The following is a 23,197-nucleotide window of genomic DNA, read 5'->3' on the forward strand; positions in this document are numbered from 1 at the left end:
CTAAGATTTGCACAAATTTTTAGGCATTTTAAAGAGGTTAAAATGAGCTTAAACTACGAAACTTTAAAATCTATATTTTTTAAATTCGATCCTGAAACTGCCCATAAAATCGCAGAACTTGCAATGATCGGAGCAAATAAAATTTTTCCAGGATCATTAAGCTTTGTAGCAAATAAGTGCGTGGTCGATGACAATGCGCTAAAACAAAATTTATTCTCAAGCACTTATCACAATCCAGTTGGCATAGCTGGTGGCTTTGATAAAAACGCCACAATGTTTGAAGCACTCACGGCTCTTGGCTTTGGGTACTTAGAATTTGGCACATTTACTCCAAAACCTCAACCTGGCAACGATAAACCAAGACTTTTTAGGCTCGTAGACGAAGAGAGCATCCAAAATGCGATGGGCTTTAATAACGATGGTTGCGAGGCTATTAAAAATAGAGTCAAAAAACTTTATCCTTATACTTTGCCAATCTGGGCAAACATCGGTAAAAACAAGGTTACACCAAACGAAGATGCAATAAAAGACTATGAAATTTTAGTAAAAGAATTTAGCGAAATTTGCGATACCTTTGTCATAAACGTCTCATCACCAAACACGCCAAATTTAAGAGCCTTGCAAGATGAGAGCTTCATAAAAGAGCTTTTTAGTGTCATTTTACCACTTACTAAAAAACCAATCATCTTTAAAATCGCTCCTGATATGAGCCACGAAGATGCGATCAAGCTTTGCAGCTGCGCGGTAGAAAACGGCGCTAGCGGCGTGCTCGTTTCAAATACAAGCGTTGATTACTCGCTCTCTCACTCATCAAATTTAAAAGATTTTGGCGGACTAAGCGGCAAGGTGATAGCTCAAAAGTCAAAAGAGATATTTAAAGCCGTAGCAGACGAGCTTTACGGCAAGACGACGCTTATCGCATGTGGCGGCATAGATAGCGGTGCAGAGGCATATGAGCGCATAAAAATGGGAGCAAATCTAGTGCAAATTTTTACAAGCTTTATCTTTAAAGGGCCGATGATCGCAAGAGATATAAATTTAGAAATTTTAGAGCTTTTAAAAAGAGATGGCTTTGCCTCTATTAGCGAAGCAGTCGGCATAAATGTTAAAAAATAAAAGGCAAAAGATTGATAAAATTTAATAAAACCAAACTAGAAAACGGACTAGAAATTTATCACGTACCAGTAAATCCTGGCTCAAAAGTGATAAGCGTCGATGTCTTTTATAAAGTTGGCTCCAGAAACGAAGTGATGGGCAAAAGCGGCATCGCTCACATGCTAGAGCATCTAAATTTCAAATCAACCAAAAATTTACGAGCTGGTGAGTTTGACGAGATCGTAAAAGGCTTTGGCGGCGTAAATAACGCAAGTACAGGCTTTGACTACACACACTACTTTATAAAAGCGTCAAATAAAAATTTAGACAAAACGCTTGGTCTTTTTGCTGAGCTTATGAAAAATTTAAGCCTAAAAGATAAAGAATTTCAGCCAGAGCGAGACGTGGTGCATGAAGAGCGCAGGTGGCGAACAGACAACAACCCTATGGGATACCTCTACTTTAGGCTCTACAACCACGCATTTATCTATCATCCATATCACTGGACGCCGATAGGTTTTATCAAAGATATCGAAAACTGGAACATTAGCGACATAAAAGAATTTCATGCTACTTTTTATCAGCCAAAAAATGCCATTTTGATGATAAGTGGCGACATCGGCAAGGATGAGGCATTTAAACTGGCTAAGAAAAATTTTAGCAGTATAAAAAATAAAAGAGCCATCCCAAAAACTCACTGCAAAGAACCTAAGCAAGATGGAGCTAGAAGAGCCATTATCTATAAAGATAGCCAAACACAAATGCTAGCGATCGCTTATAAAATCCCAAATTTTAAACACGCCGATCAAGTAGGTCTAAATGCTATCAGTGAATATCTAGCTACTGGCAAAAGCTCGATTTTACAGCAACGTCTAATCGATGAGCTCATGCTTGTAAATCAAATTTATGCTTATAATATGAGCTGCGTTGATGAAAATTTATTTATATTTTTAGCAGTTTGCAACCCAGATGTCGAAGCAAGTGTGGTTGAGGCTGAAATTTTAAAGATCATAGATGATTTAAAAAATAAACCAATCGACAAAGATGATGTTTTAAGAGTTAAGAATTTGATAAAAACTGATTTTATTTACTCATTTGAGAGTGCAAGCAAGGTTGCAAATTTATATGGCTCATACCTTGCTAGAGGCGATATAAAGCCACTTTATGAGCTTGAAAAAAATATCGATAAGATAGATGCCAAGCTTTTAAAAGAGATAGCAAATAAATATTTCAATGAAAAAACCAGCACAACAATAATATTAAAAAAGGAATAAACGTGGAAAATTCGCTTCAAGGTGCGATGACCGCACTCATTACGCCATTTAAAAATCAAAAAGTAGATGAAGTTAGTTTTGAAAAGCTAATAAAAAGACAGATAAAACACGGCATAGATGTTGTTGTGCCAGTTGGAACCACTGGCGAGAGTGCAACACTGACGCATGATGAGCATAGAATTTGTATAGAAATAGCCGTAGATGCATGTAAAGGCACAAATGTAAAAGTACTAGCTGGTGCTGGTAGTAACGCAACTCACGAGGCTATTGGTATCGCTAAATTTGCCCAAGCTCATGGCGCTGATGGTATCCTATCAGTTGCGCCCTACTATAATAAACCAACACAAGAAGGGCTTTATGAGCACTACAAAGCTATCGCAAATAGCATTGAAATCCCTGTGCTTCTTTATAATGTTCCAGGTAGAGTTGGAGTGGATATCTTACCAGCGACCGTTTTTAGACTTTTTAAAGAGTGCAAAAATATCTACGGCATCAAGGAGGCTACAGGCAGCATAGATAGATGCGTAGATCTACTAGCTCACGAGCCAAATTTAGTAGTAATTAGTGGCGAAGATGCGATCAACTATCCTATCATATCAAATGGCGGCAAAGGTGTTATCTCAGTTACTGCAAACCTCTTGCCAGATCAGATTTCAGAGCTTACGCACCTTGCAATGAACGAAGAGTATAAAAAAGCAAAACTAATAAACGACAATCTATACACTATAAATAAAACACTCTTTTGCGAAAGCAATCCAATACCAATCAAAGCAGCGATGTATCTAGCTGGACTCATCGACTCTTTAGAGTACCGCTTGCCACTTTGCAAACCAAGTAAAGAAAATTTTAAAAAGATAGAAGAAGTAATAAAAAATTACGAAATAAAGGGTTTTTAATGAAGGACACACTAAACGAATTTAAAGGTAAAACGCTAGTTATCAGTGGCGGCACTAGAGGTATCGGTAGAGCTATAGTTGAAGAATTTGCAAAAGCTGGCGTAAATATAGCATTTACCTATAACTCAAACGAAGAGCTTGCAAAAGAGCAGGCAAAAGAACTTGAGGCTACTTACAAGATAAAAGCAAGAGCATATGCACTAAATATCCTCGAGCCAGAGACTTATAAAGAGCTATTTTTAAAGATAGACGAGGATTTTGATAGGATTGATTTTTTCATCTCAAATGCTATCATCTCAGGTCGCGCAGTAGCTGGCGGATACACTAAATTTATGAAGCTAAAACCAAGAGGCATAAACAATATCTTTACAGCAACCGTAAATGCCTTTGTTGTAGGCACTCAAGAAGCTGCAAAACGCATGGAAAAAGTTGGTGGCGGCAGTATTATCAGCCTATCATCGACTGGAAATTTAGTCTATATCGAAAACTACGCAGGTCACGGCACAGCAAAAGCAGCTGTTGAAGCTATGGCAAGATACGCTGCAACCGAGCTTGGCGAGAAAAACATCCGCGTAAACGTCGTAAGTGGTGGTCCTATCGAGACAGACGCGCTAAGAGCCTTTACCAACTACGAAGAGGTGCGCGATATGACAGCAAAGCTTAGCCCGCTAAACCGCATGGGACAGCCGACTGACCTAGCCGGAGCATGTCTATTTTTGTGCTCATCTAAGGCTAGCTGGGTGACTGGACATACATTTATAATAGATGGCGGCACGACTTTTAAATGAGAAAATTGAAATTTTAAGCATAAAGGCATATTTGTGAGTTTAAATTTACCAAACGCATTGGCATTTTTTAGGATACTACTGGCTCCACTTATGTTTTTTATGCTCGTAAATGCGCCAGGAATTTTTACGCAAATTCACATAAGCTGGATAAATTACTTCGCAGCTCTTATTTTTGTGATCGCCTCGGTGACTGACTTTTTTGACGGCTACATCGCTAGAAGCTGGGATCAAAAGACAAAGCTTGGCGCTATCCTTGACCCGCTAGCTGATAAGATGCTGATCTTGGCTGCATTTTTAGGCCTTATGATGCTTGGTAGAGCGAGCGCTTGGGCTGTTTATCTCATCTTGGTAAGGGAGTTTTTTATAACTGGCTTTCGTGTCGTGATGGCAAGTGATGGTGTCGAGGTCGCTGCATCAATGGCTGGCAAAGTAAAAACAGTCTCGCAGATGTTTGCGGTTGGATTTTTACTGATGAGCTGGCCAGGCGGAGAGCTTTTGCTCTGGATTGCTGTTGTGCTCACACTTTATTCTGGGTTTGAATATATCTTTGCCTACGTAAAAGCGATGAAAAAGAGCTAAAATTTCTTTCGCTCGTAAGACCCAAAGTTTTTACTTGCAAAAATTTTATATAAATAATCAAATCTTCATTTTCAAAATAAGTAAAATCAAGTTAAAAATTTCTCCTAGCTAAAAGAAATTTTTAGCTAAATGCCGTTTGAGAGTAAATTTATAAATTTTGGCTAAAATCTCATCAATTTTTTCAAAAAAAGGTAAGTTTTGAAAGGCATTCTCTTCACACTGGCCCTGCTTGGCCTTGGGCTTTATGCGTATTCGTTTTATTTTTTAGTAACTGTTTTAGCCATTAGTTTTCTCATATTTTTTCATGAGCTTGGCCACTTTTTGGCAGCAAGAACGCTTGGCGTAAAGGTAAATACCTTTAGTATTGGCTTTGGCGAGAAAATTTACACCAAAAACGTTGGCGGCACCGACTACTGCCTAAGCGCGATCCCACTTGGCGGATACGTGCAGCTAAAAGGGCAAGACGACACCGACCCAAAGGCAAAAAACTACGACCGTGATAGCTACAACGTGCTAAGTCCGATAAAGCGAATTTACATCCTCTTTGCTGGGCCATTTTTCAACTTTATCTTGGCGTTTTTCATATACATTTTGCTTGGATCTATCGGAGTTGAAAGACTTGCGCCAAGTATAGGCCACATAGCTGAAGGCTCGGCAGCTGCAAGTGCTGGGCTAGCTAAAAATGATAAAATTTTAGCAATAAATGGCGTAAAGATAAACGAGTGGGATGAGATCAGTAAAAATGTAAAGCTTGAGCCAAGCACCATTTTGATAGATCGTAACGGCTCACAAATGACTATAAATTTAACGCCAAAGATAGGCGAGACGATAAATATATTTAATGAAAAGGTACAGCGCCCATTGATCGGGATCTCTCCAAATGGCGAAGTGATAAAAATTTACCACACTGGTCTTGCAGGCATAAATTTTGCCTTTAGTGAGACAATCGAAGCATCAAAACTAATCTTTAAAAGCTTTACCAAACTAGTAAGCGGAGCTGTGCCGCTAAAAGAGGTCGGGGGCATCGTGCAGATCGCCGATGTCACATCAAAGGCCGCTAAGATCAGCCTTAGCGTGCTTTTAACCATCGTAGCGTTAATCTCTGTAAATTTAGGTGTTTTAAATTTATTTCCTATCCCAGCGCTTGATGGCGGGCACATCTTATTTAACATTTATGAACTAACTTTTAGACGCGAAATAAATGAGCGAGTGCTTGTTGCTCTTACCTACTGTGGCTGGGCGCTACTGCTTGGCATCATGGTGCTCGCGACATTTAATGACATTATGAGATTAAGTGGAGGTTTATGATGATAGTTTTAAAAGAACTACTTGAAAAGATCGAAAATTTAAGCAAAGACGTGACACTCATCGCTGTTAGCAAAAATGTGACATGCACTGAAGTAAGAGAGCTTTATGCGCAAGGGCAAAGAAATTTTGGCGAAAATAGAGTCCAAGAGCTAGCCAAAAAAGAGCTAGAACTGCAAAATTTTACTGATATAAAATGGCATATGATCGGCCGCTTACAAAATAACAAAATAAATCAGATGATAAGTCTAAAGCCAACACTTTGGCAAAGCTGTGATAGCTTTGGAAGGGCCGTAGAGGTCGATAAAAGACTCGACTACAAGCTTGATACCTTGCTTCAAATAAACTCGGCTGATGAAGATACAAAGCAAGGTGTAAGCGTAGCAAATGCGGTAGAAATTTATGAGCGTATCCAAAGCGAGTGCAAAAATATAAATTTAAAAGGTGTGATGAGTATCGGAGCGCATGTGGATGAGCCAAAAGAGATTCAAAAGAGCTTTGAGCTAACTTATAAAATTTTTGATAGCCTAAAGCCAAAAGGTGCAACTATCTGCTCGATGGGCATGAGTAGCGACTTCGAGCTAGCGATAAAATGCGGCTCAAATATGATTCGCCTTGGGACAATGCTTTATTTATAATTTTATCGCTTTTGCCTGATTTGACTCTACTACTGGGCTCAATAAATTTTTACTAAAAAGACTTGAGAAAAAATTAAAATTTAATATTTAGCGTCAGCCAAAACTAGAGCAAAAAGTACTTTTACACCAGCTTTTTCTAGAGTATTTTTAGCCTCAAGTATCGTTGTACCAGTGGTTACGATATCGTCTACTAAAATAACTGGCGCAGTGATCTTTTTTAGGATTTTAAAATTTCTTGGGTTATTTTGCCTAAATTGCAAATCCTTGCCACTATAGCTAATCTTACTGGTCGCATGCAGTGCGTGAAATATGGGCTTTAGATTTTTAGCCCTTAGCGCATTTGCCAAAATAGCCGTGTGCGAGTAGCCATGATGCACTCTATCATCTATAGGCAAAGCATAGACTTGCTCTGGAAAGCTAAAGCTTTTAAAAAATTGACTAAATGCAAATTTAGCTAAATTTTTATATATAAAATATCCGTGCATTTGGTGCTTGGAGTGGATGAGTTCTTTTATTTCAGAGTAGCCGTAAAAGCTATAAATTTTAAAGCCCTCTAGTTCTCTTACTATCGGGCTTGGCTCGCTTAAAATTTGTGAGCAAATTTTACAAAATGTATTTGGTGTAAAGCTCTTGCAAAACGCACAAAACATTAGCTATTTAAAATAGCAATTGCTGTACGTTTGATAGCGTCATTTATGATCTCAGTTAAAAATGATTTAAATGCTCCACCTGTGGGAATTAACTCAAATTTGGTTTGATTATTTGAAATGTTTTTAACGATGCTTTGATCGCCTTTTTGGATCTTAAGTGTGATCTTAATATTGCCTTTTGTATTATCAGTGCCGTATCCGCTCATATTTGCTTCAAACTCGTTGATAAAAATTTCAACCACGACTCCACCCATGCCATTTACATTTGCACCGCGCGCCATAAGCTCTTTTTTGAGCGAATCGCTAAAATAAGTAGCAAGATCGTTTTGAAGCACGACATATTCTTTTACGGTACCTTTGCTATCAGTGATCGTAGCAATGGTACTTTTGTTTTTACGGTTGTCATGCACCGCGCTTATATAGGTCTCAAAGCCACTATTTTGCTGGCTTGCAGCAGCCTTATATGGATCAAATGCGACAACACTTTGACTTGGTGCACAACCAGTTAAAAACAAAACAAAAAGTCCAAAAATAGCTAAAATTTTAAATTTATTCATCGTTTTTCCTTTTAAAGTTTAGTGATCTCATCGGCTACTTTTATCGCGGCTTGTTTAACCAAAAGTGCGATAAAAAAGTCAAACTGACCAGACTCTGAGGCCTCTAGCTTCTCCACATGGTGCCTAGTCGAGATAGGTAACGTTTTTTTGAAATTTATATTTGAAAGAATAAGAAGCCCATTTAGATGTCCATTTAAAATTTCTGAACTTCCCGAATAGCTTCCTCTAAGTTCGTCAAATCTAAAATCAAGCCTGTACGTGTAAGGCGATGTTTGAGTATCGACAACAACGATTCCGCGAGAATTTAACTCACGCTGCAAAAACATGTAAAAAAGCACTTCAAGGCGTGGGTTTGAGTTAAAAACTGCAGTATTTCCTTCAACACCTGTATAATATATCGATCTAGCGCTACTTCTAGCATCGACGATCCTGTGGAAATAAACCTTTTTTAATCCAACATTAGTATCGATCATATTTTTTTCCAAGCAGCAATTTATTGCTACATCACTTTTGTATTTAATACCATTTATAAAAAGACCATCGCCCCTGCCTTTGCAAGCACTGCAATCAGCCGGTATCCTCATAACCTCTTCAAAATACATCTTATCTTCGCTGTTTATGCTCGCACTTTGCATGCCGTCTATACCCTCACATGAGAGGCAAAGGCTGGCTTTAGCCATGCAGCCAGTTAGAAAGACAGCTGCAAAAACTGCTAATAATGTCGCTCTTAGCATTTCACTTCCTTTTGCTCGTTTTGTTTTTTACGAAGATTTCTCACACTCTCTCCTGCTATACCGTAATTATTAGTGTCTATCTCGTCAATGATAACAACAGTATTTTGAGCATTTCTTCCTAAAATTTCGCTTATTAGTTTAGTGACTCCGCTTATCATCTTCTCTTTTTGCTCAACACTTGGGCTATCGCCCTCTTTTGTCACACAAATTTTCACAAATGGCATAGCGCTCCTTTTTGCAAATTTAGTATTTAAAATTTAATCAAAAACAAAAACCGAAGGCGGTAGTATCGCCACCTCACAATAAGGCGAGATATTTTGTGATGATTTTGAAATCTGTGACGTGAAATTTTGGTGCGGATAGAACACGTAGTTCATCAATCCAAAATTTCACTAACTCTTTCAAAAGGGCACAAAAGATAAGCCTCTAGTCTATTTTTAAGACGGATAAGAACGCCTCCTGCGGCAAATTCACCTTTCCTATCGCCTTCATCCGCTTTTTACCCTCTTTTTGCTTTTCAAGCAACTTTCTCTTACGCGTAATATCGCCACCATAGCACTTGGCTGTGACGTTTTTACCCATTGATTTTACGGTTTCTCGAGCAATTATTTTATTACCGATACTCGCTTGTATAGCCACTTCAAAGAGCTGACGTGGCACAATCTCTTTCATCGCCTTTACAAAGTCCCTGCCCTTTGTCTGCGCTTTACTCTCAGGTACAATGATAGAGAGTGCATCGACCGTTTCACCAGCCACTTTAACATCAAGCTTCACTAGATCACCCACGCGGTAGTCGCTAGGCTCGTAGTCAAAACTCGCATAACCTTTTGTGCTTGATTTTAGTTTGTCGTAAAAGTCCATCACGATCTCGTTCATCGGTATGTCATACTCAAGCAAAACGCGGTCAGTCGTGATGTAGTCCATCTTCGTTTGTATGCCGCGACGGTTGTTTAAGAGCGTGATGATATTGCCCAAAAACTCACTTGGCGTGATGATAGTCGCTTTCACGTATGGCTCAAGGATTGAGTCTATTTTATTGACTGGTGGCAGCTGGCTTGGGTTTTGGATCTTTAAATTTAGTCCATCTGTTTGAATGACTTCGTAGGTCACGGTTGGCGCTGTGGCGATGAGATCAAGATCAAATTCGCGCTCCAGCCTCTCTTTTACCACTTCCATATGAAGCAGCCCTAAAAAGCCAACCCTAAAGCCAAATCCAAGTGCAACCGAAGTCTCTGGCTCATAGCTTATCGAGCTGTCATTTAGCTTTAGCTTATCCAGCGCATCACGCAGATCTTCAAATTTATCAGTTTCTATCGGATAAAGTCCCGCAAAGACAAACGGCTTAGCCCTCTCAAAGCCACCAACTGGCTCTTTTAGAGGATTTCTTGACTGCGTTATCGTATCACCAACTTGCACGTCGCTAACATTTTTAAGTCCTAAAACTACGATACCAACTTCGCCAGCGCTAAGTGTTTTGGTCTTGATAGGTGCGATAGGATTTGGATACATGAGGTCAAGCACGATGTGTTTTTTACCTGTGCCCATAACCAAAATTTCATCATTTTTTGAAATTTCACCATCATAAATACGCACAAGTGCAAGCGCGCCAAGATAGTTGTCAAACCAACTATCATAAATTAGCGCCTTTGTGGGCTTATTTGCATCACCATTTGGCGCAGGGATCCTCGTGATGATCGCCTCAAGTAACTCTTTTATGCCAACGCCTGTTTTTGCGCTCACTTCGATCGCTCCCGAGCAGTCAAGTCCGATGATATGCTCGATCTCGTCTTTTACCCTGGCAGGGTCAGCCGCAGGTAGGTCGATCTTGTTGATAACTGGGATGATCTCTAGGTTGTTTTCAAGTGCGATATAGACGTTTGCGATGGTTTGTGCCTCCACTCCCTGGCTAGCATCCACGACTAGCAGTGCGCCCTCACAACTAGCCAAAGAGCGGCTCACCTCGTAGCTAAAGTCGACGTGACCCGGAGTGTCTATCAAATTTAGAACAAAATTTTCGCCATTTAGTGCGTAGTTTAGGCGCACAGACTGGGCTTTTATCGTGATGCCACGCTCTTTTTCGATATCCATTGTATCCATGATCTGACTGCTCATCTCACGGTCACTGACGGCGCCACACTCCTGTATGAGGCGGTCAGCAAGCGTGCTTTTGCCGTGGTCGATATGAGCGATGATGCTAAAATTTCTGATGTTTTTCATATAAGCTTTACTTTTTACTAAATTTTGGGCTTTATTTTGCCTAAAGTTGATTTAAATGCCAATAAATATATTTTTATCATAAGCCCGTCACTAGAGCTTGGCTCTATTCTTAAAAATCTTAATGACAATGTCCAAAGTGCTCATGTCCTTCATCGTCATTTAACTCGCAGATGAGATCGTCTTTATGTCCAAGGTTCTCACTTTCAAACTGAAGCGTGACATGGCCGATGCCTGCGTGAGAAAGCTCGTGTTCGATGCGCTTTATCATCTTTGAAATTTCAGCCACGCTTAGCGCATCATCTACCACCACGTGGGCTATGAGCGCATTTGTGCCAGCATTTATCGCCCAGATATGCAGGTCATGCACGATTTTAACGCCATCTACGCCCCTTATAACGCTTAAAATTTCATCCGTATCAAGCTTAAGCGGCACGGCTTCGATCAGGATATTAAAGCTATCTTTTAGCAAGCTAGCGCCACTTTTTATAATGAGTAGTGAGACAAAGATACTTGCGATGCTATCGGCCTGCGTGAAGTTAAATTTCATCACAAGAAGCGCTGCAACGATGGCGCCAACTGAGCCAAGCGTATCACCAAGCACGTGCAAATAAGCGCCTTTCATATTTAAGTTTTCTTTTGTATCAGCGCTTTTATGCATATAAACAGCTACGACTAAATTTACCACAAGCCCCAAAATACTAATAAAAAGCATCGTTTTAGCCTCTATCTCTGGCTCGTTAAAAAGCCTGATGATAGCTTCAACTACGACAAAGACTGCAAGTGCGATAAGAGCGATGGCGTTTATGAAAGCGGCGATGATCTCGACCCTTTTGTAGCCAAAGGTCTTTTGTAAATTTGCCCTTTTTTCTGAAATTTTAAACGCCATGAGTGACAAAAATAGCGCGGCAGCGTCTGAGAGCATGTGAAATGCGTCGCTAATAAGCGTAAGCGAGTTTGAAACGAAGCCAAAAACGGCCTCAACTATCATAAACGTGAAAATTAGAAAAAATGAATTTCTAAGAACGCTCTTGTTGTGCATCATTATCCTTCTTTTGGGCGTCGATCCTCTTGCCTATATCTTTTAAATTTGAAAATTCCTCGATGAGCTTTGGCGAGTCGTCAAGACTGATGACGGAATTCCATATATAGGTCATCACAGAGTAGATGTGGCCGGCATTTGTCTGCTGCGAGCTTAGCACTATTATCGCCACCAAAAAGAGCAGCGAAGCGCTAATACCGATGATAAAATAGCTCATCGCCTCCCTGTTTGAGATCGCTATACGAAATTTAGAAACGACGTCGTAGTGCCTATTTAGCGTGCTTTTGTTAAAAACACCTATCACCTTTGCCTCTTTTTCTAGGCGGTCATTTAAGCGAAGATAAAGGTCGTCATTTTTCTTGATATATCTTGGTAAAAATATAAGAAAAACGATCATCACGACAAAGCACGCCACAGCGACCTTTGACTCGACAAAAATGAGCATAAACGCTGAGCCGATGATCGAAATAACCGATGTAAAAAACATAGGAAAATGCGTCTCAAAGAAATTTACAAACTCTCGCGAGAGCGCTACTCTGGCGATGATGGCGGAGTCGTCTTTGGCATTTTGTTTTTCATTCATGATGACATTTACAGCAAGCTTTGCGTAGATATTTGCAAAAACTTGCGTATCCACACGGCGCCTAATGGCTCCTACAAGCCACGCTATGAGCACAAAAAGTGCGTAAATGAGGGCATTTAACGTATTTCCTTGTATGATTGCGTTTATCGCAAAGCCCGCAAATATCGGATAAGCAAGAAAAAGTCCGTTCTCTGCTAACACCAAAGCAAAGGTCAAAATGAGATTTTTATTGTGCTCGGTCGCTATGCTCTTTAGCGTTTTAAAGGCGTTATTTTGCAAATTTAATCCTAAAATTTTCGCGAATTCTAGCCAAAATTTATAAATTTTGAAAAATTTTTGTTGTAACTCTTGACATTACAACAAAAAATCACTATACTTCGCTCATCGGTTGTAAATAAAAATATTACAACACAAAAAACAAGGAGAATAAAATGAAAAATTATCAGGTTGCAAAGATCACAAACGAGCCAAGAGTTGAGCTAAAAGAGGCTTTAAATTTAACTGGCTGTGAAGTATCTATAAACGAATTTGCGGCAAATGTGAGCGTGCCATTTGTCCATGCACACAAGCAAAACGAGGAGCTTTACATCATCACTGATGGCGATGGTGAGCTCTTTATCGACGGCGAAGTGATAAAAGTAAGCAAAGGCGACGCGGTGCGCATAGATCCAGAGGGTAAGAGGTGCTTTAAAGCTGGCAAAAACGGCATCAAAATGATCTGCATCCAGACAAAACGCGGTAGCCTAGAGCAATACACAATGAGTGACGGCGTGATAGTTAATGACGTAAAGCCAAGCTGGCTGTAAATTTAAAAAGCAAAATTTAAAGGAGAAATAATAAAAATAGCAATCATAGGTGCAAACGGCAAAAGCGGTGCAAATTTAGTAAATGAGGCGCTAAAACAAGGTTACGACGTCACAGCGATCGCTAGAAATAAAGAGTATAAAAATACGAGCGTAAAGGTTATTTACAAAGATATTTTCGAGCTTACAAAGGCCGATCTAGCTGGCTTTGACGCGGTTATCAGCGCATTTGCAGCGTGGACGCCAGATACCTTTGCGTTTCACAAAAAAGTGGCCACTCACCTTATAAATTTACTAGAAGGCACTAGTACAAGGCTCATCGTAGTTGGCGGCGCTGGTACGTTATTTGTTGATAGCAAAGACACTATGCTAATGGATACACCAGACTTCCCGGCTGCATATATGGGTGTGGCAAAGGCGACTGCGGAGTCTTATTTTGAGCTAAAAGGTAGGAGCGATTTGCTTTGGACATATGTAAGTCCAGCATGTGACTACGACGCAAATGGTGCTCGTACTGGTAAATACGTGCTTGGTGGAGATAATCTCATCTTAAACTCAAAAAATGAGAGCTATATAAGCTATCCAGACCTTGCGCTTGCGATCATAGACGAGCTAAAAAACAAAAAATTTATACAAAAACGCTTCACAGCAGTTAGTGAGCGAGCATAAAATTATAGATTTGACATAGCTGGCAAAAAAGCCGGCTTGTCAAATCTAAACTAAAAATAAACTGCTTTTAGTAAAAATTTAAAGTATAATCAGAGAAAATTTCAAGGACGATCATGCAAATAGGGATTAAGTTTTCAATCGCGATTCATGTAGTCTTAGCAGCTTGTTTTTTCAAAGACGAGAAAGTCACGAGCGAATTTATAGCAGGTAGTATAAACACAAATCCGGTCATAGTTAGGCGTCTGCTTGGCACTCTAAAGGCTGCAGGACTCGTGAATGTCGTAGCTGGAGTTGGTGGTGTGAGTCTTGCAAAAGAGCCAAAAGATATAACCCTCCTTCAAATTTTTAACGCAGTAAATGATAAAGAAAAACTTTTCAAGATCCACTCTGACTCACCTAAAGCCTGCCCGCTTGGTGGCAAGATCGAGGGACTCTTAACCGGTCACTTTTTAAAAGCACAAGAAGCTTTAGAAGATAGTTTAAGAAGTATTACTTTACAAGATCTATTAGATGAACTTATTAATTTGTAAACTTAAAAAGTAAGCAGATTAAGTTATAAGATTTAAAAAGTAGGCTGATATATAAAAAATCAATCTATTTTATTTATTAGGAGCACCATGTGCTCCTAACTATTTTTATATACTTTATGTAAGAATTTTTATAAATTTCTAGCTTTTGTTACTCTTTGCTTTTCTCTTTTTTAGCTTTACTCTTTTTCTCTGCTTTATCTTTTAGCTTTTCTTTCTTATCTTTTATCTCTTTTATACTATCATCTTTAGCACTATCTTTTTTCTCTTTTACTTTATCACTCTTTTTACTTGCTTTTTCTTTTATCTCATCTTTTTTAGATTTTATTTTTGATTTTGTGTTATCTATCTTTGTAGTGCCTGATACTGATATATCTGATTTTAAATTTTCAAATGTCTTATCACCTATACCATTTACATTTTTTATGTCTTCTATTGAGTTAAATTTATTCGCTTTTCTATACTCTATTATTGCATCTGCCTTTGAAGATCCTATACCATCTAAACTCATTAACTCTTCTTTTGTGGCGGTGTTTAAATTTATGGCTGCTAGTAATGTAGAAGCTGCTGCTAATAGTGAGAATATAATCTTTTTCATTTTTGTCCTTTTTGGGTAAATTTGGGTTTGGAGTCTATCATATTTGGTGTTTTTAGTCAATACTCGCATAAAAGAGCATAAGCTAAAAGATATTTATAAACATAGAGATAAAAAGTCTGATTATTTAAAAAATAAATAAATGTAAGATTTGATATTTTGTTATAAATTAAGAAATAATATTTTAAAAGATAATTGTTTAGACAAAGAAGATTAAAAATTAACAAAGCCCGCAACGACCTACTTTTCCAACATCCCAGTAAGGGAGAGTATCATCAGCCAGGACGAGCTTAGCTTCTTGGTTCGAGATGGAGCAAGGCGTTTCCTCGTCTGTATAGTCACGGGCAGTGTTAAATAAAAGATATATTAGATAAATCTCTTATTTAACACTACTTGATAAAGTTAAAAGTCATAAACAAAGTTTTGCAAAAACATATCTTATTAAGTTTTTATCCTTAACAAGGAAGTGATGCTTATAAAAAGATAAGCAGACGAGCTATTAGTACTGGTCAGCTAAAGGACTTTCATCCATTACACACCCAGCCTATCAAACACATAGTCTATATGAGCTCTTAAAAGAAGATTCATCTTGGAGTTGGCTTCCTGCTTAGATGCTTTCAGCAGTTATCACATCCCAACATAGCTACCGAGCGGTGCTCTTGGCAGAACAACTCGTACACCAGTGGTTGGTTCGACCCGGTCCTCTCGTACTAGGGTCAACTCTCCTCAATCTTCTTACGCCCACGGCAGATAGGGACCGAACTGTCTCACGACGTTCTGAACCCAGCTCGCGTACCGCTTTAAATGGCGAACAGCCATACCCTTGGGACCTGCTCCAGCCCCAGGATGCGATGAGCCGACATCGAGGTGCCAAACCTCCCCGTCGATGTGAGCTCTTGGGGGAGATCAGCCTGTTATCCCCGGGGTACCTTTTATCCTTTGAGCGATGGCCCTTCCACACAGAACCACCGGATCACTAAGACCGACTTTCGTCTCTGCTTGACGTGTATGTCTCGCAGTTAAGCTGGCTTATGCCTTTATACTCTACGAACGATTTCCAACCGTTCTGAGCCAACCTTTGTAAGCCTCCGTTACATTTTGGGAGGCGACCGCCCCAGTCAAACTACCCACCAGACATTGTCCTACTTGAGGATAACTCAAGCTAGTTAGCTATCAGAATAAAAAAGAGTGGTATCTCAACAATGGCTCACCATAAACTGGCGTCTATGGATCAAAGCCTCCCACCTATCCTGCACATTTTTATCCCAATAGCAGTGTCAAGCTGTAGTAAAGGTCCACGGGGTCTTTCCGTCTTGCCGCGGGTAGGAGGAATTTTCACCTCCACTACAATTTCACTGGATCCCTCTTCGAGACAGCTCCCATCTCGTTACGCCATTCATGCAGGTCGATATTTAATCGACAAGGAATTTCGCTACCTTAGGACCGTTATAGTTACGGCCGCCGTTTACTCGGGCTTCGATCAAACGCTTCGCAGAGCTAACGTCATCAATTAACCTTCGAGCACCGGGCAGGCGTCACACCCTATACATCCTCTTACGAGTTAGCAGAGTGCTGTGTTTTTGGTAAACAGTCGGGAGGGACTCTTTGTTGTAACCTTCAATGCTTACGGAGTAAATCCTTAACAAAGTTAGGCACACCTTATACCGAAGATACGGTGCTATTTTGCAGAGTTCCTTGAAGAGAGTTCTTCCACGCGCCTTAGAATACTCATCCCACCCACCTGTGTCGGTTTACGGTACGGGCAACTATAACTAAACTTAGAAACTTTTCTTGGCTCGACAGTATCGGCAATTCGCTATCCATTCCGAAGAACTTCAAACGCCTGTGGGGTCTCGGCTTAAAAAGATCCGGATTTGCCTGAATCTTAACCTACACCTTTCGACTAGCACTACCATCCGCTAGCTTGCTTAACTCTAAGCGTCCTTCCATCGCACATTATAGTTGGCATTGGAATATTAACCAATTTTCCATCGCATACCCCTTTCGGACTTTGCTTAGGACCCGGCTAACCCTACGATGACGAGCATCGCGTAGGAAACCTTGGGTTTACGGCGTTGGGGATTCTCACCCCAATTATCGCTACTCATGCCTGCATGCTCACTTGTATTCGCTCCAGCACTCCTTACCGGTATACCTTCAACGCAAATACAACGCTCTCCTACCACTTAGTAAAACTAAGTCTAAAGCTTCGGTACTCATTTTAGCCCCGTTATATTTTCCGCGCAGAATCACTAGACCAGTGAGCTATTACGCTTTCTTTAAAGGATGGCTGCTTCTAAGCCAACCTCCTGGTTGTTTAAGTAACTCCACATCGTTTTCCACTTAAATGAGATTTAGGGACCTTAGCTGTTAGTCTGGGTTGTTCCCCTCTCGACGACGGATTTTATCACTCGCCGCCTGACTGCCATGATTACACACTAGGTATTCGGAGTTTGATAGGGTTTGGTACATTGGTGTATGCCCTAGCCCATTCAGTGCTCTACCCCCTAGTGTTACTACATGACGCTATACCTAAATATATTTCGGAGAGAACCAGCTATCACGATGTTTGATTGGCCTTTCACCCCTATCCACAAGTCATCCCATAGCTTTTCAACGCTAGCGGGTTCGGTCCTCCACCGGCTCTTACACCGGTTTCAACCTGCTCATGGATAGATCACATCGTTTCGGGTCTGCAACGTCTGACTAAACGCCCTATTAAGACTCGCTTTCGCTACGGCTCCGGGTTTCCTTAACCTTGCCAGACATCACAACTCGCAGGCTCATTATGCAAAAGGCAGTCCATCACCCTGATAAATCATAGGGCTCTGAATGATTGTAAGCAAATGGTTTCAGGTTCTATTTCACTCTGATCACCTCAGTTCTTTTCACCTTTCCCTCACGGTACTTGTGCACTATCGGTCTAGTAGTAGTATTTAGGGTTGGATAGTGGTCTACCCAGCTTCAGACAGAATATCACGTGTTCCGCCCTACTCAGGATACTGCTAAGTAAAACAAAGCTTTCATATACGGGAGTATCACCCTCTATGCTTAATCTTTCCAAATTATTCTATTAGCTAAGTTTAGTCTATATTGCAGTCCTACAACCCCGTTAGTAAACTAACGGTTTGCCCTCTTACGCGTTCGCTCGCCGCTACTAGCGTAATCTCTTTTGATTTCTTTTCCTGAGGGTACTAAGATGTTTCAATTCCCCTCGTTCGCTCCATATTAGGTAGTTAAGCTCGCGCTTAACTGGGTTGCCCCATTCAGAAATTCCCGGATCAAAGCCCCTTGACGGCTCCCCGAGACTTATCGCAGCCTGGCACGTCTTTCATCGCCTCTACTAGCCAAGGCATCCACCACTTGCTCTTTGTAGCTTACCTTTTCTATATTAGATTATTCTAATTCGCATCACTTCCTTGTTAAAGATAACTTTATGTTACTAAATTTAAATCCCAGCTCTCAAGACGGAAAGCATTGACTACTATTTAGATAAGTTTTAAATCCTAAATAGATTGTGATGTCAAACTTTTGCATTAAATGCAAAGAGAATAGAAATTTAAATCTTTAACAAGTCCTGTAAAATTGTTTTTAAAACTTGCTTGTGACTATTAACAATATTAATTAAAAGAACATTTAGACAAAAGTCTAATTAGAAAGTTTAATTTTTAAGCTCTCTAATTAGACTTAATATAGTTAAACTATTTTATGGTGGAGAATAGCGGGATCGAACCGCTGACCTCCTGCGTGCAAAGCAGGCGCTCTCCCAGCTGAGCTAATTCCCCAATTAAATTCTCTGGTGGGCCTAACAAGACTTGAACTTGTGACCTCACCCTTATCAGGGGTGCACTCTAACCAGCTGAGCTATAGGCCCCTATAGGTCTATCAATCTTTCAAAACTAAACAAGGATGATTGAGAATATCTTTCTTATAGATATCTTGTGAGAGAATATCTATATGTACTCTAGAAAGGAGGTGATCCAACCGCAGGTTCTCCTACGGTTACCTTGTTACGACTTCACCCCAGTCGCTGATTCCACTGTGGACGGTAACTAATTTAGTATTCCGGCTTCGAGTGAAATCAACTCCCATGGTGTGACGGGCGGTGAGTACAAGACCCGGGAACGTATTCACCGTAGCATGGCTGATCTACGATTACTAGCGATTCCGGCTTCATGGAGTCGAGTTGCAGACTCCAATCCGAACTGGGACATATTTTATAGATTTGCTCCATCTCGCGATATTGCTTCTCATTGTATATGCCATTGTAGCACGTGTGTCGCCCCGGACATAAGGGCCATGATGACTTGACGTCGTCCACACCTTCCTCCTCCTTACGAAGGCAGTCTCATTAGAGTGCTCAGCCGAACTGTTAGCAACTAATGACGTGGGTTGCGCTCGTTGCGGGACTTAACCCAACATCTCACGACACGAGCTGACGACAGCCGTGCAGCACCTGTCTTAACATTTCTGCAAGCAGACACTCTTCTATCTCTAGATGATTTGTTAGATATCAAGTCCGGGTAAGGTTCTTCGCGTATCTTCGAATTAAACCACATGCTCCACCGCTTGTGCGGGTCCCCGTCTATTCCTTTGAGTTTTAATCTTGCGACCGTACTCCCCAGGCGGTATACTTAATCCGTTAGGTGCATTACTGCCAAGACTAGCTTAGCAACAACTAGTATACATCGTTTAGGGCGTGGACTACCAGGGTATCTAATCCTGTTTGCTCCCCACGCTTTCACGCATTAGCGTCAGTTGAGTTCCAGCAGATCGCCTTCGCAATGGGTATTCCTGGTGATCTCTACGGATTTTACCCCTACACCACCAATTCCATCTGCCTCTCCCTCACTCTAGATTACCAGTTTCCCAAGCAGTTCTATGGTTAAGCCATAGGATTTCACAAGAGACTTGATAATCCGCCTACGCGTCCTTTACGCCCAGTGATTCCGAGTAACGCTTGCACCCTCCGTATTACCGCGGCTGCTGGCACGGAGTTAGCCGGTGCTTATTCGTTAGGTACCGTCATTGTTCTTCCCTAACAAAAGGAGTTTACGCTCCGAAAAGTGTCATCCTCCACGCGGCGTTGCTGCTTCAGGGTTTCCCCCATTGAGCAATATTCCCTACTGCTGCCTCCCGTAGGAGTCTGGACCGTGTCTCAGTTCCAGTGTGACTGATCATCCTCTCAGACCAGTTATGCGTCATAGCCTTGGTGAGCCATTACCTCACCAACTAGCTGATACAATATAGCCTCATCCTACACCGAAAAACTTTCCCTATCTAACTTATGTAAGACAGGAGTATAGAGTATTAGCAGCCGTTTCCAACTGTTGTCCTCTAGTGTAGGGCAGATTAGCTATACATTACTCACCCGTGCGCCACTAACTCATAAGAGCAAGCTCTTACTTGTCCGTTCGACTTGCATGTATTAGGCACGCCGCCAGCGTTCACTCTGAGCCAGGATCAAACTCTCCATATTAATTACCTAGCAAAATTTATTTGATAGGATTTTATTATGAAGTTTTTAATCAAAAAAACTTTTAGTTTTATTTATTAGTTTGTCTAATCTATTATAATTATAAAATAATAGACTGGCTCAATCGATCACTTGTTTAGATTTCAAAGATTGACTAATAGTTTAACAATTGTAAGTTAAAAGAACTTTCTGCTCTGCGTTTTGCAAAACAGAAAGTGAAGTATATAGAAGTGATGCTTAAATGCAGATAAAAATCAGGCTAATTTTTTAAAAACCCATAAAGAAATTTTGAAGTCCAACTTTTCCATTAAATATAATATCTTTTTTGTTTGGATCATATTTAAATTCACTTATTGCTTTTTTGTCCTCTTCTTTAAAATATCCAGCAGATATCAAAGTAGGCTCAACAAAAGCTACTTCTGGTACTAATGTATCAAAAAAATTCGTCAGACTTTCATCGACACTTATTTTTCCACCAAGAGATAATTTATCAAAAATTTCTGACTGATTTGTTCCCTTTTTAAAGCCATTTACTGCTGCATCCAAATTTAGCTTTAAAGCCTTATCTCCTTTTTTAAAGCTTAATGTATCTATTTTTATACTTGGATTCTTTTCTAAGATTTGATCTATTATCTCATCAAAATTTAATCCAGCTAAAACATTATAATTTTCTTCATTATTTAAATTATTAAGCTTGTCTAATACACTATTTAATGCAGGCACATTGATATTTGCGATTTTGCTATCAAAGACAAAATCTGTATATTTTACTTTATCAACTGCTACTATACCTATTTTTATAACATCGTCTGATCTTCCAAGATCATTTGAGATTTCAAATTTTGAATCATACTTAAAGTCATCTATCAAAATATTACTTATATCGTTAGATGCGAAAGACACCCTTTTAAATTTAACTTTTGCTAGATAAGGTACAAGCTGACTCTCTAAAATTTTTGAAATCTTAACTGGCTCTTTATAGCTTGAGTCAATATAAAACCCTTCGATATTTAGATCAACTTTGTTGTACTCACTAAAATCTTTCAAAACAATCTTATCTGCTTCAACCTTTAAGCTGTTTATACTATCTTTTGAATCAAGCGTCATACCAATCTTTATATCTTTTGTATTAACGGCGGTTTTTTGCTTATCATTAAATTCAATATTGCTAAATTTAATATCCACATCTTTATCTCCAGTTAGGCTAACTTTTGTTTTAGTTGTTGCAATAACATTTGAACCCATGAATGTTGCGATAATGTTTTTAATCATATCGTTTTGAATAGAAATTTTTGAGTCTATTTCAAAGCCATCTATAAAAGCAAGCACTGTATGAGAAATTTCATTTTCTACTTTAAAAACCAAATCCTCATTTACATTTTTACCAAATATATTTTCCAAAAGATCTTTTGAAACACTAAAATCAAATGATCCTTTTGAGCCAAAAAAACCTTTTTTGTAATTGTTATTAGAAATTTTAAAGCCCTTAATATTATTTAGATCATTCACTATCCTTTGATAGTTTTTCTCCACCTCATTTGAAGCAAAATAAACCGCTCCAATGGCTACCACGATAACTACGATTAAAGCAGATATCACCTTTTTCATGCTTTTCTCCTTTTTGTAATATGTTGTAAAAAAAACCAAATTCCAAGCAACAAACAAACCATAGCAAGAGGCATAATATATCCATGCTCGCCAAGATAGTCGCTTGCACCTACAAAATAATCACCCGCTTTAAAGCTGGCAAATCCGATAATGACCGCCCAAAGCACTGACGAGATCAAATTTATAATGCTAAATTTATAAAATGAATATTTCGTAAGTCCAAGCGCGATAGGAACCAAAGTCTTAACTCCGTAGATAAATTTTTTGATAAATATTATCTTATCGCCATGTTTTTTAGCCAAAATTCCTGCATAAGCAAGCTTTCTTTTATGATTTTTGATATAAGGCATAAGTGAGTTTTTATTAAATCTTGCAACATAAAAAATTAACGTGTCGCCGATTGTATTTGCCACAGCAGCGACAATTATACTAAGAGTGATATCCATCTTACCGGCAAAACTTAAAATTCCAGCGGCGATTAATGCAACCATGCCGCCACCAAGGCTATAAAAAAACAATACAATATAGCCGTATGTTGAAACTGAGTTTATGATATCTTGCATTAATCTCCTAAAAGTTTGGATGCGGAGGCTATTAGCTGTTCATAGGCATAGCCACTTTGCTTTAAAATTTCTTCTCTTGCACTGATGACAGCTCCACCAAAGCTAGCTCCCGCAAAAAAACCATCATTTGCAGCGTAAGCATAGATATCACTTGAAAATTTAAAATCGCTTACTTTACTGTAATTGCGTCCAATATCACCAAAAGCTACTGATAGCTTTGTATCAAGCGTGATCTTGGCATCTTTAATATCGTGGATAATGCTATCTTTAAATATAAAAAGCACAAGCGAGCTATCCTCATAACCAAGCTGTATACCGATGCTGCCGCCACTTATGCTAACTGGTAAAATTTCACTTGGCGAGTTAATGTTACCAATAACCATGATGCCATCTCCGCCCATGCCACCAACGACAAAACCAACCTTTTTAACACTTGGAAAGATGATCGTTGCTTTTGACTGCTCGATTAGCTCTTTTATAGGAGCATTTCTAGCACCTCTCATAGTTGTTATAAACGAGTTTGCCGAGTCTAGCACGAGCTCCTCGCTAGCAAAGCCAAGTGAGAAAAATAATAAAATTGAAAAAAGAAATTTCATATCTT

21 protein-coding genes, 2 tRNA genes and 3 rRNA genes are annotated in these 23,197 nt (G+C 39.6%); 10 read left to right on the forward strand and 16 right to left on the reverse strand.

Annotation, left to right across the window (positions count from 1 at the left end):
* Positions 1 to 42: 42 nt before the first annotated feature.
* The 7 genes from CYP43_RS06080 (at position 43) to CYP43_RS06110 (ending at position 6,575) form a co-directional block, all read left to right on the forward strand.
* Positions 43 to 1,116, forward strand: a complete 1,074-nt coding sequence (locus CYP43_RS06080; RefSeq protein ID WP_103583045.1) for a quinone-dependent dihydroorotate dehydrogenase — start codon at positions 43 to 45, stop codon at positions 1,114 to 1,116.
* Positions 1,117 to 1,127: 11 nt separating this feature from the next.
* Positions 1,128 to 2,369: a M16 family metallopeptidase gene (locus CYP43_RS06085; protein ID WP_103582882.1), complete on the forward strand. Its 1,242-nt coding sequence runs from the start codon at positions 1,128 to 1,130 to the stop codon at positions 2,367 to 2,369.
* A gap of 26 nt (positions 2,370 to 2,395) precedes the next feature.
* Positions 2,396 to 3,265, forward strand: coding sequence for a 4-hydroxy-tetrahydrodipicolinate synthase (dapA, locus tag CYP43_RS06090; RefSeq protein ID WP_054197407.1), 870 nt, complete (start codon positions 2,396 to 2,398; stop codon positions 3,263 to 3,265).
* Entirely contained in the window at positions 3,265 to 4,053 is a 789-nt protein-coding gene (locus CYP43_RS06095) for an enoyl-ACP reductase (protein WP_054196728.1), read from the forward strand. The genes dapA and CYP43_RS06095 overlap by 1 nt, the downstream gene beginning before the upstream one ends.
* 90 nt (positions 4,054 to 4,143) lie before the next feature.
* Positions 4,144 to 4,632, forward strand: coding sequence for a CDP-diacylglycerol--glycerol-3-phosphate 3-phosphatidyltransferase (gene pgsA / locus CYP43_RS06100; protein WP_258032183.1), 489 nt, complete (start codon positions 4,144 to 4,146; stop codon positions 4,630 to 4,632).
* Positions 4,633 to 4,830: 198 nt separating this feature from the next.
* Complete coding sequence (gene rseP, locus CYP43_RS06105) at positions 4,831 to 5,940, forward strand: RIP metalloprotease RseP (protein ID WP_103582884.1); 1,110 nt, start codon at positions 4,831 to 4,833, stop codon at positions 5,938 to 5,940.
* Positions 5,937 to 6,575: a YggS family pyridoxal phosphate-dependent enzyme gene (locus CYP43_RS06110; protein WP_180998650.1), complete on the forward strand. Its 639-nt coding sequence runs from the start codon at positions 5,937 to 5,939 to the stop codon at positions 6,573 to 6,575. The genes rseP and CYP43_RS06110 overlap by 4 nt, the downstream gene beginning before the upstream one ends.
* Positions 6,576 to 6,655: 80 nt before the next feature.
* On the opposite strand, the gene CYP43_RS06115 is transcribed toward CYP43_RS06110, so the two are convergent.
* The 7 genes from CYP43_RS06115 to CYP43_RS06145 form a co-directional block, all read right to left on the reverse strand.
* On the reverse strand, positions 6,656 to 7,225 hold the full coding sequence (locus CYP43_RS06115) for a phosphoribosyltransferase family protein (protein ID WP_103582885.1): 570 nt from the start codon (positions 7,223 to 7,225) through the stop codon (positions 6,656 to 6,658).
* Positions 7,225 to 7,782: a YajG family lipoprotein gene (locus CYP43_RS06120; protein ID WP_103582886.1), complete on the reverse strand. Its 558-nt coding sequence runs from the start codon at positions 7,780 to 7,782 to the stop codon at positions 7,225 to 7,227. The genes CYP43_RS06115 and CYP43_RS06120 overlap by 1 nt, the downstream gene beginning before the upstream one ends.
* 11 nt (positions 7,783 to 7,793) lie before the next feature.
* Positions 7,794 to 8,516: a hypothetical protein gene (locus CYP43_RS06125; RefSeq protein ID WP_103582887.1), complete on the reverse strand. Its 723-nt coding sequence runs from the start codon at positions 8,514 to 8,516 to the stop codon at positions 7,794 to 7,796.
* Positions 8,510 to 8,740, reverse strand: a complete 231-nt coding sequence (locus CYP43_RS06130; protein WP_103582888.1) for a 2-hydroxymuconate tautomerase family protein — start codon at positions 8,738 to 8,740, stop codon at positions 8,510 to 8,512. The genes CYP43_RS06125 and CYP43_RS06130 overlap by 7 nt, the downstream gene beginning before the upstream one ends.
* A 202-nt stretch (positions 8,741 to 8,942) precedes the next feature.
* On the reverse strand, positions 8,943 to 10,733 hold the full coding sequence (gene lepA, locus CYP43_RS06135; protein ID WP_103582889.1) for a translation elongation factor 4: 1,791 nt from the start codon (positions 10,731 to 10,733) through the stop codon (positions 8,943 to 8,945).
* A gap of 118 nt (positions 10,734 to 10,851) precedes the next feature.
* Positions 10,852 to 11,772, reverse strand: a complete 921-nt coding sequence (locus CYP43_RS06140) for a cation diffusion facilitator family transporter (protein WP_103582890.1) — start codon at positions 11,770 to 11,772, stop codon at positions 10,852 to 10,854.
* Entirely contained in the window at positions 11,750 to 12,634 is an 885-nt protein-coding gene (locus CYP43_RS06145) for an ABC transporter six-transmembrane domain-containing protein (protein ID WP_103582891.1), read from the reverse strand. The genes CYP43_RS06140 and CYP43_RS06145 overlap by 23 nt, the downstream gene beginning before the upstream one ends.
* A gap of 152 nt (positions 12,635 to 12,786) precedes the next feature.
* Between CYP43_RS06145 and CYP43_RS06150 the strand changes: the two genes are divergently transcribed.
* The 3 genes from CYP43_RS06150 (at position 12,787) to CYP43_RS06160 (ending at position 14,357) form a co-directional block, all read left to right on the forward strand.
* Entirely contained in the window at positions 12,787 to 13,161 is a 375-nt protein-coding gene (locus CYP43_RS06150) for a cupin domain-containing protein (RefSeq protein WP_103582892.1), read from the forward strand.
* A 45-nt stretch (positions 13,162 to 13,206) separates the two neighbouring features.
* Positions 13,207 to 13,827: an NAD(P)-dependent oxidoreductase gene (locus tag CYP43_RS06155; RefSeq protein WP_258032184.1), complete on the forward strand. Its 621-nt coding sequence runs from the start codon at positions 13,207 to 13,209 to the stop codon at positions 13,825 to 13,827.
* Between the two features lie 113 nt (positions 13,828 to 13,940).
* Positions 13,941 to 14,357 carry an Rrf2 family transcriptional regulator gene (locus CYP43_RS06160; protein WP_103582894.1) on the forward strand — a complete coding sequence of 139 codons (417 nt, stop codon included), beginning with the start codon at positions 13,941 to 13,943 and terminating at the stop codon, positions 14,355 to 14,357.
* Between the two features lie 148 nt (positions 14,358 to 14,505).
* Here the strand turns inward: CYP43_RS06160 and CYP43_RS09880 are convergent, their stop codons facing one another.
* The 9 genes from CYP43_RS09880 to CYP43_RS06205 form a co-directional block, all read right to left on the reverse strand.
* A complete protein-coding gene (locus CYP43_RS09880; RefSeq protein WP_103582895.1) occupies positions 14,506 to 14,952 on the reverse strand; it encodes a helix-hairpin-helix domain-containing protein in 447 nt (148 codons plus the stop codon).
* 224 nt (positions 14,953 to 15,176) lie between these two features.
* Positions 15,177 to 15,295 (reverse strand): 5S ribosomal RNA (gene rrf / locus CYP43_RS06170).
* 133 nt (positions 15,296 to 15,428) lie between these two features.
* Positions 15,429 to 18,332 (reverse strand): 23S ribosomal RNA (locus CYP43_RS06175).
* Between the two features lie 326 nt (positions 18,333 to 18,658).
* Positions 18,659 to 18,734, reverse strand: a tRNA-Ala gene (locus CYP43_RS06180).
* A 12-nt stretch (positions 18,735 to 18,746) separates the two neighbouring features.
* A tRNA-Ile gene (locus CYP43_RS06185) sits at positions 18,747 to 18,823 on the reverse strand.
* 94 nt (positions 18,824 to 18,917) lie between these two features.
* A 16S ribosomal RNA gene (locus CYP43_RS06190) occupies positions 18,918 to 20,428 on the reverse strand.
* The 16S, 23S and 5S rRNA genes sit together here with 2 tRNA genes alongside, the layout of an rRNA operon.
* Before the next feature lie 264 nt (positions 20,429 to 20,692).
* Complete coding sequence (locus CYP43_RS06195; protein WP_103582896.1) at positions 20,693 to 22,033, reverse strand: DUF945 family protein; 1,341 nt, start codon at positions 22,031 to 22,033, stop codon at positions 20,693 to 20,695.
* Positions 22,030 to 22,596 (reverse strand): DedA family protein, encoded by a 567-nt coding sequence (locus tag CYP43_RS06200; RefSeq protein ID WP_021091280.1) that lies wholly within the window; start codon positions 22,594 to 22,596, stop codon positions 22,030 to 22,032. Before CYP43_RS06200 ends, CYP43_RS06195 begins: the two co-directional genes overlap by 4 nt.
* Positions 22,596 to 23,192 (reverse strand): lipid-binding SYLF domain-containing protein, encoded by a 597-nt coding sequence (locus tag CYP43_RS06205; protein WP_103582897.1) that lies wholly within the window; start codon positions 23,190 to 23,192, stop codon positions 22,596 to 22,598. Before CYP43_RS06205 ends, CYP43_RS06200 begins: the two co-directional genes overlap by 1 nt.
* Positions 23,193 to 23,197: the final 5 nt, after the last annotated feature.

It is taken from the genome of Campylobacter concisus (assembly GCF_002913045.1).
Classification (GTDB): domain Bacteria; phylum Campylobacterota; class Campylobacteria; order Campylobacterales; family Campylobacteraceae; genus Campylobacter_A; species Campylobacter_A concisus_AP.

What these genes read in the sequence shown, in the direction of transcription:
- CYP43_RS06080 (WP_103583045.1), top strand. Translation starts at nt 43, where the DNA reads ATGAGCTTAAACTACGAAACTTTAAAATCTATATTTTTTAAATTCGAT.
- dapA (WP_054197407.1), top strand. Translation starts at nt 2,396, where the DNA reads ATGACCGCACTCATTACGCCATTTAAAAATCAAAAAGTAGATGAAGTT.
- CYP43_RS06095 (WP_054196728.1), top strand. Translation starts at nt 3,265, where the DNA reads ATGAAGGACACACTAAACGAATTTAAAGGTAAAACGCTAGTTATCAGT.
- pgsA (WP_258032183.1), top strand. Translation starts at nt 4,144, where the DNA reads ATGTTTTTTATGCTCGTAAATGCGCCAGGAATTTTTACGCAAATTCAC.
- CYP43_RS06110 (WP_180998650.1), top strand. Translation starts at nt 5,937, where the DNA reads ATGATGATAGTTTTAAAAGAACTACTTGAAAAGATCGAAAATTTAAGC.
- CYP43_RS06115 (WP_103582885.1), bottom strand. Translation starts at nt 7,225, where the DNA reads ATGTTTTGTGCGTTTTGCAAGAGCTTTACACCAAATACATTTTGTAAA.
- CYP43_RS06120 (WP_103582886.1), bottom strand. Translation starts at nt 7,782, where the DNA reads ATGAATAAATTTAAAATTTTAGCTATTTTTGGACTTTTTGTTTTGTTT.
- CYP43_RS06125 (WP_103582887.1), bottom strand. Translation starts at nt 8,516, where the DNA reads ATGCTAAGAGCGACATTATTAGCAGTTTTTGCAGCTGTCTTTCTAACT.
- CYP43_RS06130 (WP_103582888.1), bottom strand. Translation starts at nt 8,740, where the DNA reads ATGCCATTTGTGAAAATTTGTGTGACAAAAGAGGGCGATAGCCCAAGT.
- lepA (WP_103582889.1), bottom strand. Translation starts at nt 10,733, where the DNA reads ATGAAAAACATCAGAAATTTTAGCATCATCGCTCATATCGACCACGGC.
- CYP43_RS06140 (WP_103582890.1), bottom strand. Translation starts at nt 11,772, where the DNA reads ATGCACAACAAGAGCGTTCTTAGAAATTCATTTTTTCTAATTTTCACG.
- CYP43_RS06150 (WP_103582892.1), top strand. Translation starts at nt 12,787, where the DNA reads ATGAAAAATTATCAGGTTGCAAAGATCACAAACGAGCCAAGAGTTGAG.
- CYP43_RS06160 (WP_103582894.1), top strand. Translation starts at nt 13,941, where the DNA reads ATGCAAATAGGGATTAAGTTTTCAATCGCGATTCATGTAGTCTTAGCA.
- CYP43_RS09880 (WP_103582895.1), bottom strand. Translation starts at nt 14,952, where the DNA reads ATGAAAAAGATTATATTCTCACTATTAGCAGCAGCTTCTACATTACTA.
- CYP43_RS06195 (WP_103582896.1), bottom strand. Translation starts at nt 22,033, where the DNA reads ATGAAAAAGGTGATATCTGCTTTAATCGTAGTTATCGTGGTAGCCATT.
- CYP43_RS06200 (WP_021091280.1), bottom strand. Translation starts at nt 22,596, where the DNA reads ATGCAAGATATCATAAACTCAGTTTCAACATACGGCTATATTGTATTG.
- CYP43_RS06205 (WP_103582897.1), bottom strand. Translation starts at nt 23,192, where the DNA reads ATGAAATTTCTTTTTTCAATTTTATTATTTTTCTCACTTGGCTTTGCT.